Source organism: Shewanella mangrovisoli, assembly GCF_019457635.1.
GTDB lineage: Bacteria > Pseudomonadota > Gammaproteobacteria > Enterobacterales > Shewanellaceae > Shewanella > Shewanella mangrovisoli.
In genome coordinates this window covers 2,197,523-2,214,866 of the sequence record NZ_CP080412.1, presented here as the reverse complement: position 1 = coordinate 2,214,866, position 17,344 = coordinate 2,197,523, and the positions used below count along the sequence as shown (strand labels likewise).

At 49.2% G+C, this 17,344-nt stretch carries 13 protein-coding genes; 8 read left to right on the top strand and 5 right to left on the bottom strand.

Annotation, left to right across the window (positions count from 1 at the left end):
• Positions 1-74: 74 nt before the first annotated feature.
• From K0H60_RS09745 to K0H60_RS09730, 4 genes are all read right to left on the bottom strand, one after another.
• On the bottom strand, positions 75-1,544 hold the full coding sequence (locus K0H60_RS09745) for an efflux transporter outer membrane subunit (protein ID WP_220058013.1): 1,470 nt from the start codon (positions 1,542-1,544) through the stop codon (positions 75-77).
• 2 nt (positions 1,545-1,546) lie between these two features.
• The gene (locus K0H60_RS09740; protein WP_220058012.1) at positions 1,547-4,654 is read right to left on the bottom strand and encodes an efflux RND transporter permease subunit; all 3,108 of its coding nucleotides are present in this window, start codon (positions 4,652-4,654) and stop codon (positions 1,547-1,549) included.
• A complete protein-coding gene (locus tag K0H60_RS09735) occupies positions 4,651-5,760 on the bottom strand; it encodes an efflux RND transporter periplasmic adaptor subunit (RefSeq protein ID WP_258405809.1) in 1,110 nt (369 codons plus the stop codon). The genes K0H60_RS09740 and K0H60_RS09735 overlap by 4 nt, the downstream gene beginning before the upstream one ends.
• Positions 5,761-5,845: 85 nt before the next feature.
• Positions 5,846-6,751, bottom strand: a complete 906-nt coding sequence (locus K0H60_RS09730) for a LysR family transcriptional regulator (protein ID WP_220058010.1) — start codon at positions 6,749-6,751, stop codon at positions 5,846-5,848.
• A 771-nt stretch (positions 6,752-7,522) separates the two neighbouring features.
• Between K0H60_RS09730 and K0H60_RS09725 the strand changes: the two genes are divergently transcribed.
• Entirely contained in the window at positions 7,523-10,195 is a 2,673-nt protein-coding gene (locus tag K0H60_RS09725; protein WP_220058009.1) for a TonB-dependent receptor plug domain-containing protein, read from the top strand.
• A gap of 85 nt (positions 10,196-10,280) precedes the next feature.
• Here K0H60_RS09725 and K0H60_RS09720 read toward each other — a convergent pair whose 3' ends face one another.
• Positions 10,281-10,484, bottom strand: coding sequence for a hypothetical protein (locus tag K0H60_RS09720; protein ID WP_220058008.1), 204 nt, complete (start codon positions 10,482-10,484; stop codon positions 10,281-10,283).
• 192 nt (positions 10,485-10,676) lie between these two features.
• On the opposite strand from K0H60_RS09720, the gene K0H60_RS09715 reads away from it, so the two are divergent.
• The 7 genes from K0H60_RS09715 to kdnB all read left to right on the top strand — a co-directional run bounded on the left by K0H60_RS09715 (position 10,677) and on the right by kdnB (position 17,344).
• Positions 10,677-11,021, top strand: coding sequence for an ArsC family reductase (locus tag K0H60_RS09715; protein WP_041412621.1), 345 nt, complete (start codon positions 10,677-10,679; stop codon positions 11,019-11,021).
• Positions 11,018-12,163, top strand: coding sequence for a succinyl-diaminopimelate desuccinylase (gene dapE / locus K0H60_RS09710; RefSeq protein ID WP_220058007.1), 1,146 nt, complete (start codon positions 11,018-11,020; stop codon positions 12,161-12,163). Before K0H60_RS09715 ends, dapE begins: the two co-directional genes overlap by 4 nt.
• Positions 12,157-12,969 carry a M15 family metallopeptidase gene (locus tag K0H60_RS09705; RefSeq protein ID WP_220058006.1) on the top strand — a complete coding sequence of 271 codons (813 nt, stop codon included), beginning with the start codon at positions 12,157-12,159 and terminating at the stop codon, positions 12,967-12,969. Before dapE ends, K0H60_RS09705 begins: the two co-directional genes overlap by 7 nt.
• 65 nt (positions 12,970-13,034) lie before the next feature.
• Complete coding sequence (locus tag K0H60_RS09700) at positions 13,035-13,865, top strand: alpha/beta fold hydrolase (protein ID WP_220058005.1); 831 nt, start codon at positions 13,035-13,037, stop codon at positions 13,863-13,865.
• Between the two features lie 153 nt (positions 13,866-14,018).
• Positions 14,019-14,624 (top strand): carbonate dehydratase, encoded by a 606-nt coding sequence (gene can, locus K0H60_RS09695; RefSeq protein ID WP_011716907.1) that lies wholly within the window; start codon positions 14,019-14,021, stop codon positions 14,622-14,624.
• A gap of 442 nt (positions 14,625-15,066) precedes the next feature.
• The gene (gene kdnA, locus K0H60_RS09690) at positions 15,067-16,254 is read left to right on the top strand and encodes an 8-amino-3,8-dideoxy-alpha-D-manno-octulosonate transaminase KdnA (protein ID WP_220058004.1); all 1,188 of its coding nucleotides are present in this window, start codon (positions 15,067-15,069) and stop codon (positions 16,252-16,254) included.
• Positions 16,255-16,273: 19 nt separating this feature from the next.
• Positions 16,274-17,344, top strand: coding sequence for a 3-deoxy-alpha-D-manno-octulosonate 8-oxidase KdnB (gene kdnB, locus K0H60_RS09685; protein WP_088211218.1), 1,071 nt, complete (start codon positions 16,274-16,276; stop codon positions 17,342-17,344).

The window sequence follows — 17,344 nt, the reverse complement described above, 5'->3', positions numbered from 1 at the left end:
GAATAATCGTCATGAAATCAGGCGCCCCTGCCGCTGTAGTACCACTTAACGGCAAGAGCACCCTTATACAATCTTTAATCCGCGGTGTTTGCCAGAGTCCAATCGCCGCCCAATGCCTTATAAAGCGACACCACACTCGAGGCCGTTTGTAGGCGGGCTAACACTTCCGCATCCTTCATATTGTTTTTCACATTCTGCGCAGTTAACACGCTCAAGTGATTTTCTAAACCGGCGCGATACAGCGAAGTCGCTTTTTGTACCGCGACCTCAGATTGCGCCTCTGCCTTTGCAATAAATCGATGATATTGCTGGTTATTGCCATAATGCTTTAGCACGGTTTCGACTTCATTGATGGCGTTATTCACCGCCTGCTGATAGCTAAGCGCCGCGGTTTTAAAACCCGCTTCCTGTATCTCCACCATGGCTTGAGTGCGGCCACCATCGAAGACATTCCAGCTCACGCCCGCACCTAAAGCCCAAGTAAGGGAATCCGATGAGAAGAGATCGTCAATATGATCGGCCGATAATCCCGGTGCCCCCGTTAAGAAAAAGCTCGGATACTTAGCCGCAATCGCCGCGCCAAGCTCTTGGTTTTTGGCGGCCATTTCACGCTCGGCAATGGCAATATCTAAACGGCGTGTCAGTAACTCTGAAGGTACGCCCGTTGGGATTAACTCCGTCATTGCGGGTAATGCCGCGGTGCTTAACCGTCCTGACGTCTCATTGAGGTTTTCCCCGAGCAAAATCGCCAATCGATGCAAATGCGCCTGCTCGGCCGAACTTAACATGGGTAACATGGCCTCGCTGGCGGCAAGCGCCGCCTTGGCATTAGCGACATCCAGCGGCGAGCCATAACCATTGCGCTCCAAGGATTCCACCAAGGCCAAGACTTCGGCTTGTTCGGCAATGTTTTGCCTTGCGATCGCCATCCGCTCCTGCGTACCACGGTATTGCAGATAGTTATCGATAACCTCCGCCGTCATTAGGGTTGTCAAATTAGCGCGGTACAATTGCGCCTGCTCGGCACGGATTTCTGCGGCCTGCGTTAAACTCGCGATTCGGCCAAACAAATCCGCCTCCCAAGCAATGGTCGCGCCCACGGTTGTACTGTTCGGGTCGCGATTCATCAACTTAAGGTTGCCGCCCCCCAAACCTGCGGGCAGATCGATGCCTCCAACCGCACTGCCCATCAGCGGATCGTTTTCACTGATGCGCATATCGAGGTACCCCGCGCCCACCGAAATGGTCGGTACTTTTAACGATGACACCGCCGCCTGATAGGCCCGTGCGGCGCGCACACGCTCGCTGGCGATCTGCAGACTAATATTTTGCTGCTGCGCCTTTACGACCAGCGCATTGAGCTGAGGGTCGTTAAACTGACGCCACCAAGCTTGGTAAGCCAAGGCCTCTTGGCTCACGCCCTCTGTCGCCGCATTCAAATACAGCTCATTGACTTTCACCTTTGGCGGTGCGTAATCAGGCGACATACTGCATCCGCCAAGCAAGCTCATTGCCGTAAAGGCCATTAATAGATGTTTATTCATGTTTAGGCCCCTTTGGCACTGCTAATAACCGATGGTGTGTTGTCCGTTTGAGCATCGACTAATGCATCTTCCTCACGCTCTTCTCGACGATAAAAGAGTCGATACAAGGCAGGCATCACAAACAAGGACAGCACAGACGCTGCGGTCAAACCGCCAATAATGGTCGCGGCCATTTGGTCAAACAGTCTGTCGGTCAACAAGGGGATCATCCCCAGCGCCGTCGTCAGCGCCGCCATTGAAATCGCCATAGTGCGGTTGAGCGTCGCCGCCTTAATCGCCTCGGCAATTCTGCGGCCATTGCGGCGTTCGAGTTCAATCTGATCCATTAGCACAATGCCATTTTTGATGATCATTCCCGACAGACAGATCATGCCGACGATCGCCATAAAGCCGAAGGGTTTGTCCAATAAGAGTAAACTCCAGACTATGCCTATCGCCGCCAATGGCAGAGTAATCATAATGATCAGCGGTTGACGGAAGGCGTTAAACATCGCCACCAAAATAATCACCATCAACAGGGTTGCCTTAGGGTTTTGCTGCATCAAGTCGTCAATCGAGCGCTGTTCATCATAGTATTCACCGCCCCATTCCATCCGATAGCCTTCGGGCAGCGCAATCGCCTCGATATCTGCCGCAATGCTTTGGCGTACGTTCGATGCGGTATCGCCACTCACGCCCGCTTGAGCGGTGATTGCAGGTAAGCGGTTGCGACGCCACACCATGCTTTCCTCACCTTTAATCTCAATACTCTCAACCACTTGCCCCATAGGTACGCTGTGTGTGCCGAGTAATGAACGCACGGGAATATTTTCAAAATGCTCTAAAGAGGCATCGGCGCTACGCAATTTAATCGGGATCAAATCGTCACCGTGTCGCATAGTGCCAACATGGGTGCCTTCGGTGACACGATTGATAGCATTGGCAATATCGGTGCGTGTCACGCCAGCTAAACGGGCGGCATGCAAATCCACCTGTGGCGTCATGACTTTGCTCTCTTGTCGCCAGTCATCGCGAACGTATTTTAAATTTGGATGTTGGCGCATGATGTCCTTAGCCTGATTGGCTAAGCTATGCAGCACCTCGGGATCCGGGCCAATAAAACGCGCTTCAATCGAATATTTATCCTTAGTCGCCAGCTTTAACTCCCTAAATCTTGGCTCTGCATAGGGAAATTCCTTGGCTAACCAGGCATCGCCACGCTGCACTAAGGTGTCGATATCATCGAAACTGCGCATATTGACGAGGATCTGGCCATAGCTCGCATCCAAAGGCTCAGGCTCGACCGTGACCGAGAACCGCGGTGCACTTTCGCCCACATAACTGGAGATGCTTGCCACCTCAGGTTGCGCCAGTAACCAATGCTCGACCTTACGCATATCCGTCGAGGTCTGCTCGATGCGCCCGCCATTGGGCAGCCAATAATCGAGGAACACGATGGCGCGATCGGACGACGGCATAAAATTCACTTTCAATAACGGCGCGATCAGTAAGGTGCCCAGCAGTAAAGGCACGGTAAAGAGAATGGTCTTCTTCGGGTTTTCTACGACCCACTCCACCGCTTGTTGATACATCAGCGTGTAGCGAGAAGGCGGTTTCGCATTTTCAGCATCGACTTCGCTGGTTTTTCCCAAGAAATACCAACACATCAGCGGGGTAACGACCATGGCGATAATCCATGAGAGCAGCAGCGAGCTACACAACACCTGCACAATCGAGAGTGAAAACTCCGCCGAGTCGGTTTGTGATAGCAGCACGGGCGCCGTGCCCATAGCGGCAATCACAGTGGCACCGAGGAGCGGCATGGCCATTTCTTTAATGCTGTCGATAACCGCCTGAGTACGCTCTATACCCTGCTTGATCTTGGCTTGGAACAGATCGACAATCACAATGGCATTATCCACCAGCATCCCTAGCGCTAATACAAAGGAGCCGAGGGAAACCCGCTGCAAATCGACGCTGGTTAGATTCATATAAATCAAGGTGAACAAAATAGTGAGCAGCAGACTCACTCCCACAATCGCGGCGCTGCGCCATCCCATAAAGATCAGCAGCACGACAACCACAATCACCACACTCTCAATTAAGTTAACGATAAAGTTGTTAACCGACTTTTGAACTTCTTCCGGTTGATAGGCAATCACCCCAATGCCCGCACCATCTGGTAACTTGGCTTGATAATCAGCCAGCACCGCCTTTAAGGTATCGCCGATGCTGACCACGTTTATGCCATTCACAGGGCTGACGGCCAAGGTAATCGCCTGTTGGCCGTTATAGCGGCTGAGTGTTGAGGCAGGATCTTGATACGCCATAGTCACATCGGCAATATCCCCTAAGCGGATCACCGCCGATTGCAGCCCATTTAAGCCAGTCTGAATGCTGAGATTGCGAATATCCTCAATACTCTTAAAGGTATCGCCCTGCTCCACGCGTAGGTTTTCGATGCCAAGATCAAAATCCCCCGCCACAATCGGCATATTCTGGCTATGCAATTGCTCAATTAATTGCAGCATGGTGAGGTTAGCTTCCGCCAAACGCTCCTCGGAGATGCGGATATTCACCTCCTGCTCGTTAATGCCGTGCAGCTGAACTTTCTTCACCCCATCGACGGCTTTAATGCGGCGCTGTAACTCTCGCGCATGATCCTTCAATTCCGCCATTTCCATGTTGTCGCCATAGACAGCGAACAACATGCCGTAGACTTCAGAGAATTCATCTTGAACTATGCTGATTTGCGCCTGCACTGGCAGCTCTAATTTGACGTCTTCCACTTTACGGCGCATCAAATCCCACTGTTGTGGCAAGGCCTCCGAGTTCACTTTTTCCTTCAGATCGACAAAGATCATCGAACTGCCCGGACGAGATAGTGAACGTAACTTCCAGAGGGATTCCATCTCCTCGAGCTTAGTTTCAATTTTATCGGTAACTAACTGCTCGACTTCCTTGGCATTCGCGCCGGGATAGAGGGTCACAATCACCGCACTTTTTACGGTAAAAGACGGATCTTCCAGCTTGCCTAGGTCGAAGTAGGAATAAATCCCCGCGATGATCGACAGCACAGTGAAGAAAATAACAAAGGTTTTTTGCCTTAGCGCAAAGGTTGAAAGACTCATGATTTAACCGACGCCCCACGTAAAATGGTGACAGCTTGGCCTTCTTCGACAAAAGCGCCGCCCGCAATCACGATGGGCTCACCAGAGGTTAAGCCGCCGGTCACGCATAAAGAATCGTCGGTCTGACTCACAGATTCCACGGGAGTCGCACTCACATGCTCGGCAATGACACGATTGACATAAAGTTGGTTCTCGCGGCTCGTAACCGCCATGGCAGGAATACAATAGATAGGTTTATCACTAGCATAAGGCAGAGCGACGTCCACACTCACCGCCTTGCCCGCGACTAACTGTTTTGGAACATGCGCTAGATTAAAGGTCACCTCATAGGTGCGCTTTAGGCGATCGGGCACTGACGCGATTTTGGCAACTACAGCGGGTACGGCTTCCGTGCCCTTAAACCAAGTCACTTGGCCTTCGGTGCCAAGTTTTAGGTTCCAGATCTGGCTCTCGGGCACATCCACTACCGCATTGAGTCGTTCTGGGCGATGAATGGTCAGGATTGTTGTGCCAACATTGACTTGTTCATGCTGATCGACAAAGGTTTTACCCACCACACCGTCATAGGGCGCGGTCAGCTCAGTGTAACGCAGGGCATCCTGGGCTTTTTTCAGCGACTGGCTGACTAATTCAACGCCCGCTTTCGCGCGCGCTTCGGCGGCCACGGCACGGTCTAACTTCACGCTGGCAATCGCGCGGTCATTAATCGCACTTTTAACCCTTTGCAGTTCGATTTTTGCTAATTGATGGGCGGTTTTCGCCTCATCCAACTTAGCCGTCAGCTCCAGAACACTGACTTGAAAATCATGGGGATCGAGCCTTGCAATCACTTGTCCCTTGGTAACCTCTACTCCTTCTTCGGCCAACAGTTCAGCGAGGACGCCTTGGACTCGGAAGGACAAATCCGCACGATTCTCCGACTCCAACACGCCGCTAAACTTGTAACCTTTATCCGTGACAGCTGCGGGCAGTTCCATCACTTGTACTAACGGACGTTTTGAGGTTGTGAGGGTTTGGTCTTCACTGCTGCCACAGCCTGCGAGCACTAATGCAATGCCCGCACAACACAAACCCGTTCCGATTTTGATTGGTTTTACTCTGTTCACCACAATTTCCTGTAACTAGGACTAAGGCGGCACAGAGTAAAGGAGGTGAATTTATTGGACAATAATCAAAAAAGGTACATCAATGTCACGAATTTTGTGACAATGTGACATCCGGTGTCTTACTCGCCTCATGAATTAAGCTATCGATTAGCAGCCGAGCCGCATGGGTCATGCCTTTGCGGCTAGGATAGACTAACCAGGCATCGTCAACGTAAACCTCATACTCGGGTAAAACTTCAACCAAATTACCCAATTGCAAGTGTTCAACCACACTTAATTCGGATAATAAACTGATCCCTGCACCACTTAAAATGGCATGACGAATATATTGGCTACTGTTAGAAACCAGTCGACTTTTTACTCGATATTCACCTAAATTAAATTTCCAACGATCTTCTAATTCACCATTTTGTAAACGATAGATCATTAATGCATGTTGACTGAGATCATCCAGTGATGTTGGCATACCATGGGCCGCAATATAATCAGGGCTTGCATATAATTTGCGACACACGCGCATTAACGGTCGAGCGACAAAAGAATTATCTTTGATATTCCCGATATGAATACAGGCATCCAAACCATAATTTAAGATATCGTGATAACCAAGATTACTTACATGGGTTTCTAAGGTAATAAGAGGGTAATTTTTTAAAAAGTCCTGCAATAAATGATGGGTCACAACATCGGCATCGCCAACTAAACCTAGCTTGACCGATCCCGTTGGCATATTACGTTGATTTTTGACCGACTCATTCAAGGATTCGAGCCTTGGGATAATCTCCATCAACTGCTGATGGTAGTTTTCGCCTGTGGGTGTCAGCGACAATTGGCGTGTCGTGCGGGTAAACAGCTTAGTCCCCAGATCCGCCTCTAACTCACCGATACGGCGACTGACCGAAGCCCGCGGGCTCCCAATCGAACTGGCCGCGGCAGCAAAACTGCCTAACTCAACGACCAACAAAAACAGCCTAAGATCATTAATTCTCACATTCACCTCGTTCTATTTGTCCGCCATCAGCGTAGCGCTCGCGTGACGATCCGCTAGCCTCGAATCTTATCGCCGCAATGCTGCACACTATACAGGATAGCAAATTGATTTATCGACCTTTTGCATCTCGCTAGATCAGGATAAGGCGTGAGCAATAAAACAGCCTTTTTAGAAGCGGTAAATTGACCGAATAATATTTAAGCAGGTTAAGAGTAAAACGACTAGTTTAGACACAATACCAACACCACTAAATACAACCTATCTTTATTGGTGACAGGATGTTTCAAATTCCTCGATAAATGCGACTATTTTAAAACTGAGAGTTTTGAAATGTAGAACTTTGACCATTCTGACAAAAATAAAATGTTAAATTATGTTTTTAAGACTTATTTAAGGTTTATTTTTAAGCACTTACTAACGTTTATTTAATTTGCCACTTCAACACTAACTTGACACAGATCACATTATTTAAAACTACTTATCCTCGACTCTTTAATAATAAAATTGACATTGTAAAGACGATGTTTAGTTACATTGAGATACATCTAGTCATTTTCGCACGCCATACCGCCATTCTTTATTTTTTAGCACACTTAATTAGCCTTTTAAATATTACAAATGCAACAGCGTCGCAGCTATTGAATAACAATTAAGCGGTTGATATTAAAGTTGTTAATGATAATTTTCCGGCTATGGAGGGCAGTTGCAAATAAATATAAGCCATGATGAAAACCTTCCTGATCATCACGGCATAACAAAGGGAATGAAAATATGACTACGCAAACAACCGTGGCACGTGCGGTTCGTTTTAGTTTACTCGCTTTAGTATCAACATCCTTATCGCCGTTGGTATTTGCCGCCGATGAAGCGGCCGTTATCGATGATAAAGTGGAGCGTATCGAAGTCACGGGTTCACGTATTAAACGTACCGATCTTGAAAATGCCTCCCCTATCGTGGTGGTGAGCGCAGCAGATATCGAAAAAGGCGGCTTTAACTCAGTGCAAGACGTGTTAGGTAACCTGTCGCAAAACTCTGGCGGCTCGATGACCCAGCAGGAAGTGCACGGCTTTACCCCTGCGGCATCGGCCGTCAACCTGCGTGGTGTGGGCGCTGGCCGCGTACTGACGTTAATCAATGGCAAACGTGTGCCTAAATATCCGTTTGGTGCTGGTGGGACTGACAGCTTTGTCGATACTGCCAACATTCCGTTAGGGGCGATTGAGCGCATCGAGATTTTAACCACAGGCGCCTCGGCAATTTACGGCTCAGATGCGATGGGCGGTGTTATTAACATCATCTTGAAAAAAGACGTTGAACAAAGCACCTTCAAATACCGTCACTCCGATACCTTCGATGGTGGTCTGCAAAATAACCAGTTCTCCTTTATGACGGGTGTCAGCAGTGATAAAGCAAACCTGACCTTCTTCGCCGAGTATGAAGACCGCCAAGCGTTAAAGGCCTCGGATCGTCCTGAATGGGGAACCGATATTGTTCCGGGTAACTACTATTCCAGTTACAGCTCCTATGGCGCCAACCTTGTGGATAGCAATGGTAAATTACTCAAGACCTTAAGCGCCGCAGAATGTGATGCGCGCGGCTATGTGATGATGGCCAATGGTAAGTGTGGTTTCGATCGCTCCGCACAGCGCGACTTTTCGCCAGAGCAAAAACGTTACTCAACCATGATCAACCTCACCAAAGACTTAAACGACAATCATCAGCTGTATTCGCGCCTCGATTACACCCATGCCTCGACCTACACTGAAATTGAATCGGCAACGGTCGGCGAAGATTTTATGTTCAATGTATCGGGCAATAACGTCACTATTGTTGATGAACTCAATGGGTTATCCCAAGTTTTCGATAAAAATACCGCCTTCGGCGGAGATTTTGCCGGCGCCGCCGATGGGGACTATTACTACACTCGCCGTATGTCTGAGTTAGGTCCGCGTACCTCTGACTTTGAGACTAACAATTTCTCCTTCTTATTAGGCAGCAAAGGTTACCTCACCGATTCAATCGAGTACGACACCTCATGGTCGATTGCACGCCAAACGGTGGAATCCACCACCGCAGGCTCGCCAACCTACCAAAGCATGTGGAACTACCTCACCGCGGGCACAAACGGTAATTCGCTACTGGATGTGATCTCGGCAGAAGATGCAGCATTGCTGGATTTCCAAGGTGGCAAGAAGGGGCAATCCACCCTATCGAGCTTCAATGCGGGGATCAGTGGCGATGCCTTTGAATTACCAGCAGGCACAGTGGCTTATGCCGTGGGCGTCGAATACGGAAAAGAATGGTTCTACGATAAGTCAGATAGTTTCACCAGCAATGGTGGCGTGATTGGTAAAGGTGGCAGCAGCGCCCAAGGTGAACGTGAGCAATATGCTGGTTATGCCGAAGTCGCCGTGCCCGTGATCGAAAACCTCACAGTCACCCTTGCGGGCCGTTACGACTACTATGACGATTTATCCGATGTCGGTGGTCAATTTAGCCCACAGGTCGCGGTCGAGTATCGCCCGATTGATAACCTGTTGTTACGCGGTCTGTATGCGGAAACCTTCCGCGCACCGGATATGCAGCGCTTATTTGGTGAGCCAACGGCAGCCTATAGCACAGTGATCGACACTCCAACCTGTGAAGCCGCAGGTGGCACAGGCCCAGCCTGTGAGAAGATTGACTCACTGCCAATTACTATCGGTGCCAACCCAGAGCTGGAAGCGGAAACCGGTAAAAACTATAACCTTGGAATGGTGTGGGATTATAACGATCTCAATTTAACCTTGGACTACTGGATTGTTGAAATCGATAACCTAGTGAACAGTCCAAGCGCCCAGTATATCTTGGATCACGCTGACGCCTTCGCCGATAAGATTTTCCGCGATGCCAGCGGCAAGTTAATTCAAGTGAATACTCAAGCGATTAACATGTCATCCCAAGAAACCTCGGGTATCGACTTCTCGGTAGGTTATCGCTATGAAACGTCAGGCTACGGCGATTTAACCGCACGGTTAGAGGGCACCTATTTGCTGAAATGGGAAGAGCAATTAACCCCAGATTCTGAGCCTTTAGATCTGATCGATGGTGACGGCTCTGCCCCGCAAATCCGTGGTAACTTAAATCTGGGTTGGAACTACGATGACTTCGCCACTAACCTGCTGATCAAGTACACAGATAGCATGAATGGCCAGCGTAAAGAGGCATTCATTAACAATGGCTTAGCGGACAAGTATGCCGTCACAATCGACAGCCATGTCGAAGTAAACTGGGCCGCCAGCTATATGTTAACCGATGCGATTAAGTTCTCTGGCGGTATTAATAATATCTTCGATGCAGGCCCTGAGATTGATGAAACCCAAAACTCTTGGCCGCATTATCCACGTTCTTACTACAACGTTGTTGGGCGTGAATATTATTTAGCGGTAGAGATGAACTTCTAATCAACCTCATGTTTTGATTAGCTGTGCTTCCTAAAACACAAAGCCGAGCAATTGCTCGGCTTTTATCTATAGGCTTCACGCTCAGTTACGCATAGGTATCAATCGATTTGCCTTGACTCGCCTCACGGGCGCGCTCCTTGGTAGACTCACTCAGCTCTTCCACTTTGGCTGGCGTAGGCTGAGCGGGCAACACAGTGGGTGAAGACGACGGTTGGCGGCATAGCTGTGCGCTAACATTGGGCTGCTTGCACTGATATTCATTGCGATCCCCTAGTCGATTTAGGCTCAACACTTAGCCTAGAAGCCAATACTTAACTGACGCTTAAGCGTTTCGTCACTGTTTGCCTGAATACTTCTAGCTGCATTCTGAATAGTTACCGCCCACACAAGCTTATATCCCCCTTGTGGCATCCAGCGCACAATGCCACAATGCGAGCAAAATCAATGCGTGCCAACGGCGCCCCTCGATAGGAGCATCATCTTGACCCTTTTTGGTATTAAAAATTGCGATACAGTGCGTAAAGCACGTAAATGGATTGAAACTCATCAACTTTCGGTCAACTTCCATGACTTTAGGGAAGATGGATTAGCAGAAAAGGATCTTCAGCATTGGTGTCAAATTGCAGGATGGGAAACCGTCTTTAATAAACGCAGTACCAGTTTTCGCGCCTTGAGTGATGCCGATAAAGCGGATATCGACCAGGCCAAAGCCATTCAACTGATGCTCACTCACCCGACGCTGATCAAGCGTCCTGTGCTCACCGTGGGTGAACAAGTGTTGGTAGGCTTTAACGAAGCCGAATATAAGAAGGTGTTTTCCCTATGACGCACGCTTCGAAAATTGGCCCAGTTACCGAACTGACTAAAGAGTTGATCGCCCGTCCTTCGGTCACCCCGCTGGATGAAGGCTGCCAAACCCTGATGGCCGAACGTCTTACCGCCATTGGCTTTAATATTGAGCCCATGGTCTTTGAAGACACCACCAATATGTGGGCGCGTCGCGGTAATGAAGGCCCAGTATTTTGTTTTGCCGGCCATACCGATGTGGTCCCCGCGGGCGATTTGAGCCGCTGGCATACCCCGCCTTTTGAGCCCACCATTATCGACGGTTATCTTTATGGCCGCGGCGCCGCCGACATGAAAGGCTCGTTGGCGGCGATGATCGTTGCGACCGAACGTTTTGTGGCTAAGCACCCCAATCATCCCGGTTCGATTGCGTTTTTGATCACCAGTGATGAAGAAGGCCCCTTTATCAATGGCACCACACGGGTAATCGACACCCTAGAAGCCCGTAATGAAAAAATCACTTGGGCGCTGGTGGGCGAGCCCTCATCGACCCTAAAACTCGGTGATGTAGTCAAAAATGGTCGCCGTGGTAGTCTCACCGCCAACTTGACCGTTAAGGGCATTCAGGGCCATGTGGCCTATCCGCACCTTGCAGATAACCCAATTCACAAAGCCGCACCATTTTTAGCCGAGTTAAGCCAAACCCATTGGGATAATGGCAACGAATTCTTCCCGCCCACCAGCATGCAAATCGCCAATATTAACGGCGGCACGGGCGCATCGAACGTGATCCCAGGCACCCTAGAGGTGATGTTTAATTTCCGTTATTCGACCGAAGTGACCGCCGAGATATTAATCGAGCGCGTAGAAGCCTTATTAACCGCCCACGAACTGGATTATGACCTCAGCTGGACCTTCAACGGCCTGCCCTTTTTAACTGGCGAAGGCCCACTGTTAGACGCAACTCGCCATGCGATTCGTCAGATCACTGGCTATGATACCGATCCGCAAACCACGGGCGGTACCTCTGATGGACGCTTTATTGCGCCAACCGGCGCCAAAGTGTTGGAACTCGGCCCAGTGAACGCCACTATCCATAAAGTGAACGAGTGCGTAAAAATCGACGATCTCGAGCAGTTAGCCCTGTGCTACGAAGTGATTTTGGAACAGTTACTGTGTTAAACGCCACGCCACGCTTAGCCAATACTGCCCAGCTCTATGGAATAGAAAGTGGAATAGAGAGCGGAATAGAGAGTGGTGTCGCAAGCGGTTTAGACACGGGCTTAAATACCGACTTATCCGCTGCTGTAACACAAGTTCCGGCGGATAGACTGCAGCTAGTCGAACTGCTGAGCCCCTATCACCCGAGCGAAACTCGCTTCATGCTGGAAGCCCAAACTGCCATCGCCTTTAAGGCGATGGAGGACAGCGCCGCTAAAGATGGGATAGCTCTCGCGATTTGCTCGGCCTATCGTCCTTTTGACCGGCAACTCGCCATTTGGAACGCCAAGGCCAGCGGTAAGCGCGTTGTGCTGGATATCAACGAGCAGCCCGTGGATATCAGTCCACTGAGCGATGATGCATTAGTCGATTTGATTTTACTCTGGTCGGCACTGCCTGGCGCGTCACGTCATCACTGGGGCACGGATATCGATGTGTTTGATGCCAAGCAAATCGAGGTAAAATCCCTGCGTTTAGTGGAAGCCGAATACATTGACGGCGGCCCCTGCGCCCACTTGCACCACTGGCTACTCCAGCACGCCAAAACCTTTGGGTTTTATTTTCCTTTTCAGCGCGGTAAAAGTGCCGTCAGCGCCGAGCCTTGGCATATCAGCTATTTCCCCGTGTCTCAAACCCTGTTACCCCAATTTGAGGTGCAGGCCTTAGCGCAGGTTATCCAGCACAGCGATATGCTGCTTAAAGAAGCGGTGCTCGCCCGCTTGCCTGTGCTTGTGGCGGAATATGTACATCGAATTGCAAAGCCTTAAGGGTTAGCAATTCAACAACTTGATGGCGCCCTACACTCGGCGCTTATCTTTAAAAAGTAGGTTTTATGGATTTTTCTTCATACAGACAACAAATTAGCATCGCGGGTAGTCAACTCAGTTACCTCGATATAGGCTCAGGCCCAGCACTGTTATTTGGCCACAGTTACCTCTGGGATAGCGCCATGTGGGCGCCGCAAATTGCCAGCTTGAGTCAACAGTATCGCTGCATCGTGCCGGATCTTTGGGGACACGGCCAATCGGGCGCCGTCCCAGACAGCTGCAACAGTCTCTTAGACATCAGCGAGCATATGCTAACCCTGATGGATACTCTCAATATCGAACAATTTGCGGTTATCGGTTTATCCGTGGGCGCCATGTGGGGCGCAGAGTTAGTGCTTAAAGCGCCGACGCGCGTCAATGCACTGGTGATGCTCGACAGTTTTATCGGGTTTGAACCCGAGATCACCCGCGCCAAATATTTTGGCATGCTGGACATGATCCAAGCCGCCGGCAGTATTCCAGCACCACTTATCAGCGCTATTTCACCGCTGTTTTTTGCCGATAATGCCAAAGAAAATAACCCCGAATTATTGCAGCGTTTTGAAGCCTACTTGGCCGCGCAAACGCCAGAGACTATCCCCAGCATAGTTAAGCTTGGGCGGATGATTTTTGGCCGCCGCGATACCATGGAATTTGCCGAGCAATTTACTCTGCCCTGTTTAGTCATGGTCGGGGTAGAAGACAAGGCTCGCAGCGTACTCGAAAGTTACCTGATGAGCGATGCCATCGACGGTAGTCAATTAGTGCATATTCCTAACGCTGGGCATATTTCCAGCCTAGAGCAAGCTGATTTTGTCACTGAGCATTTAACTCGGTTTTTAGCGAAGGTATTGTAACTGCGCACCTATCATCAATGTGTCACTACACTGTGGCACATTGGATAGACCAGCAAGCGTAAATTTACTGGTATACTCTTGCTAAAAATGTGCTGCTTGCATCACTTAGGGCAATAAAGACATTTTAATATGTCAATAAAACAATAGGTTAAAATGAAACTACTCAAACCCTTATTCGATAACAACCGCCGCTGGGCCGGACGCATCCGCCAAGAGCACCCTGATTTTTTTGAGCAACTGGCAAAACAGCAGAACCCTGAATATCTTTGGATTGGTTGTTCCGACAGCCGAGTACCTTCAAACCAAATCATCGATTTAATGCCGGGCGAAGTCTTCGTTCACCGCAATATTGCCAACATGGTGATCCACACCGATCTTAACTGCCTGTCTGTACTGCAATACGCCATCGATGTGCTTAAGGTGAAGCACATTATGGTAGTCGGCCACTACGGCTGTGGTGGTGTACGTGCGGCCATGGGCAGCCAGCGCTTAGGCCTTATCGACAACTGGCTCGGCCATTTACGCGATATTTACCGCATCTACCACGATGAATTAATGCAAATGGATGAAGCCAAGCGTTTCGACCGCCTGTGTGAACTCAACGTAATTGAGCAAGTGGCCAACGTCACCAGCACCACCATCGTGCAGGAAGCGTGGGCTCGCGGCCAAGAACTGGCGATCCACGGCTGGATTTACGGTATCGATAATGGTCTGTTAACCGACCTTGATGTGACTGTCGATCGCGCGCAAAAGATTTAAATCGGTTTGAGTGAAACGCGCCATAAGCGCGACGTTTTCTCCGCCAAAAACCTGCCCAGTGCAGGTTTTTTGTTTTAATGCATCTATCGCACGCCACATACAAGATCCACCCGCAAGATTGAACCTGCAAAGATAAACGCCAAAGTCTTCCCCACTCGCCCCATAGACTCTGCATAACGCCGTTAAGCTCACGCTAATCGGCTAAACCATGAGCTAAACCTCGCTTAATGGACTCGTATGCCTCAAATACAACGGCTCGCAAAGGTTAACAAGCACGAACACACGCAATAACACAGGGTTAAGTGAGCAAAATCTAAGCTCGAAACGTCAACATGACCTTATTTTCATCAATAAAACATCGCAAGGGATCTTTAGCCCAGTTATAATCCGCCAGTTAATTGCAGCGCGACCATGCGCCACAAATTCTAAGGAGATACCTTCCATGCCCGGTTTTGAATTATTTGGTCCAGAAGAAAAGCAAGAAGTCGCCGATGTGATGGAGCACGGCTTTACCTTCCGTTATAACTTCGACCATATGCGTAATGATCGCTGGAAGACTCGCGATATGGAGCAACTGCTCTGCGAGAAAATGAATGTTAAGCATGCTCACCTCTTATCTAGCGGTACTGCTGCGCTGCAAACAGCCTTAATGGCGGCAGGCATTGGTGCTGGCGACGAAGTAATCGTGCCACCTTTTACCTTTGTTGCTTCTGTAGAAGCCATTTTCATGGCCGGTGCAGTGCCTATTTTTGCCGAAATCGACGAGACCCTGTGTCTATCACCAGAAGGCATTGAAGCGGCGATCACCCCACGTACTAAAGCGGTAAACTTAGTACACATGTGTGGCTCTATGGGCAAGATGGACGAAATCAAAGCCGTCTGCGCTAAGCACAACATCGTATTGTTAGAAGATGCTTGCCAAGCCATTGGCGGCAGCTACAAGGGCCAAGCCCTAGGCACTATCGGTGATGTCGGTTGTTACTCTTTCGATTCTGTTAAAACCATCACCTGTGGTGAAGGCGGCGCGGTAATCACCAATAACACCGAAATCTACGATCACGCCCATATGTTCTCCGATCACGGCCATGACCATATTGGTAAAGACCGTGGCGCCGAGTCACACCCAATTATGGGTCTGAACTTCCGTATCTCTGAAATGAACGCGGCCTTAGGTTTAGCCCAGTTACGTAAACTCGATACCATTATCGACATTCAACGTAAAAACAAAAAAGTCATTAAAGAAGCGATGGCGAGCATTCCTGAAGTCAGCTTCCGCGAAATCCCCGATCCAGAGGGTGATTCAGCTGGCTTCTTAAGCTTTATGTTACCAACAGAAACTCGTACCCAAGAGATCAGCAAAAAACTGGCTGAGAATGGCGTTGACGGTTGCTTCTACTGGTACGTGAACAACTGGCATTATCTGAAAAACTGGAAACACATTCAGGAGCTTAAGGCCCCTGCTGCGTTGCCAATCACATTAATCGCCGACAGACCTGACTATACTCAAATTTCTGTGCCGAAATCTGATGCCATTATGAGCCGCACTATTTCCATGCTCATTAAATTGTCTTGGACCGATGCTCAGATTGCCGAGCGTATTGAAAACATTAAGAAAGCATTTGCCCAATAATTAAACGGGAGTTTTTGCAATGAGTTTTAAAAATTTTAAAGTAGTTGAAAAGATGATCTTCGGTCGTGGCTCCTTCGCACAATTAGACGAAGTATTAGCTGCACAGCGTAAGGCCGACGATGACTTCGTGGTATTTTTAGTCGATGACGTTCACCAAGGCAAACCACTCGAAGCACGCATCCCAGTGAAAGCCCAAGACCTACTGATTTGGGTTAACGTAGATGATGAGCCAAGCACAGTGCAAATCGACACCCTGACCGAACAAGTGCAAGCCTTCAACGGCAAGCAACCAGTTAGCGTCGTCGGTTTAGGTGGCGGTTCAACCATGGACGTGGCAAAAGCTGTGTCACTAATGCTGACCAACCCAGGCGGCTCTGCCATGTACCAAGGTTGGGATTTAATCAAAAACCCAGCGGTTCACCACATTGGTATTCCAACGATTTCTGGTACCGGTGCTGAAGCGTCACGCACCGCAGTATTGTGTGGCCCAGTGCGTAAACTGGGTCTGAACTCAGATTACACAGTGTTCGACCAAATCATCATGGACTCTGAGTTAATCGATGGCGTTGAAACTGACCAATGGTTCTACACAGGTATGGATTGCTATATCCACTGCGTTGAATCATTAGAAGGTACCTTCTTAAACGAATTCTCTAAGTCATACGCCGAAAAAGCCATGGAGCTTTGCCGCCAAGTGTACTTAGAAGATCACCCAGAAAAAGACGACAAGCTGATGATGGCGTCATTTATGGGCGGTATGAGTATCGCTTACAGCCAAGTGGGTGCATGCCACGCGGTATCTTATGGTCTGTCTTACATTCTCGGCTACCACCATGGTATCGGTAACTGTATCGCCTTCGACGTGTTAGAAGAATTCTACCCAGAAGGTGTGGCTGAATTCCGTCTGATGATGAAGAAGCACAACATCACTCTGCCGAAGAACATCTGTAAAGATCTGCCAGATGAAACCATCGCGAAAATGGTTGCCGTGACTAAGAGCATGGGGCCATTATGGGCAAACGTGTACGGCCCAACATGGGAAGAGAAAGTCACTGACGAAATGTTGACTGCTCTGTTCCGTCGCATTTAA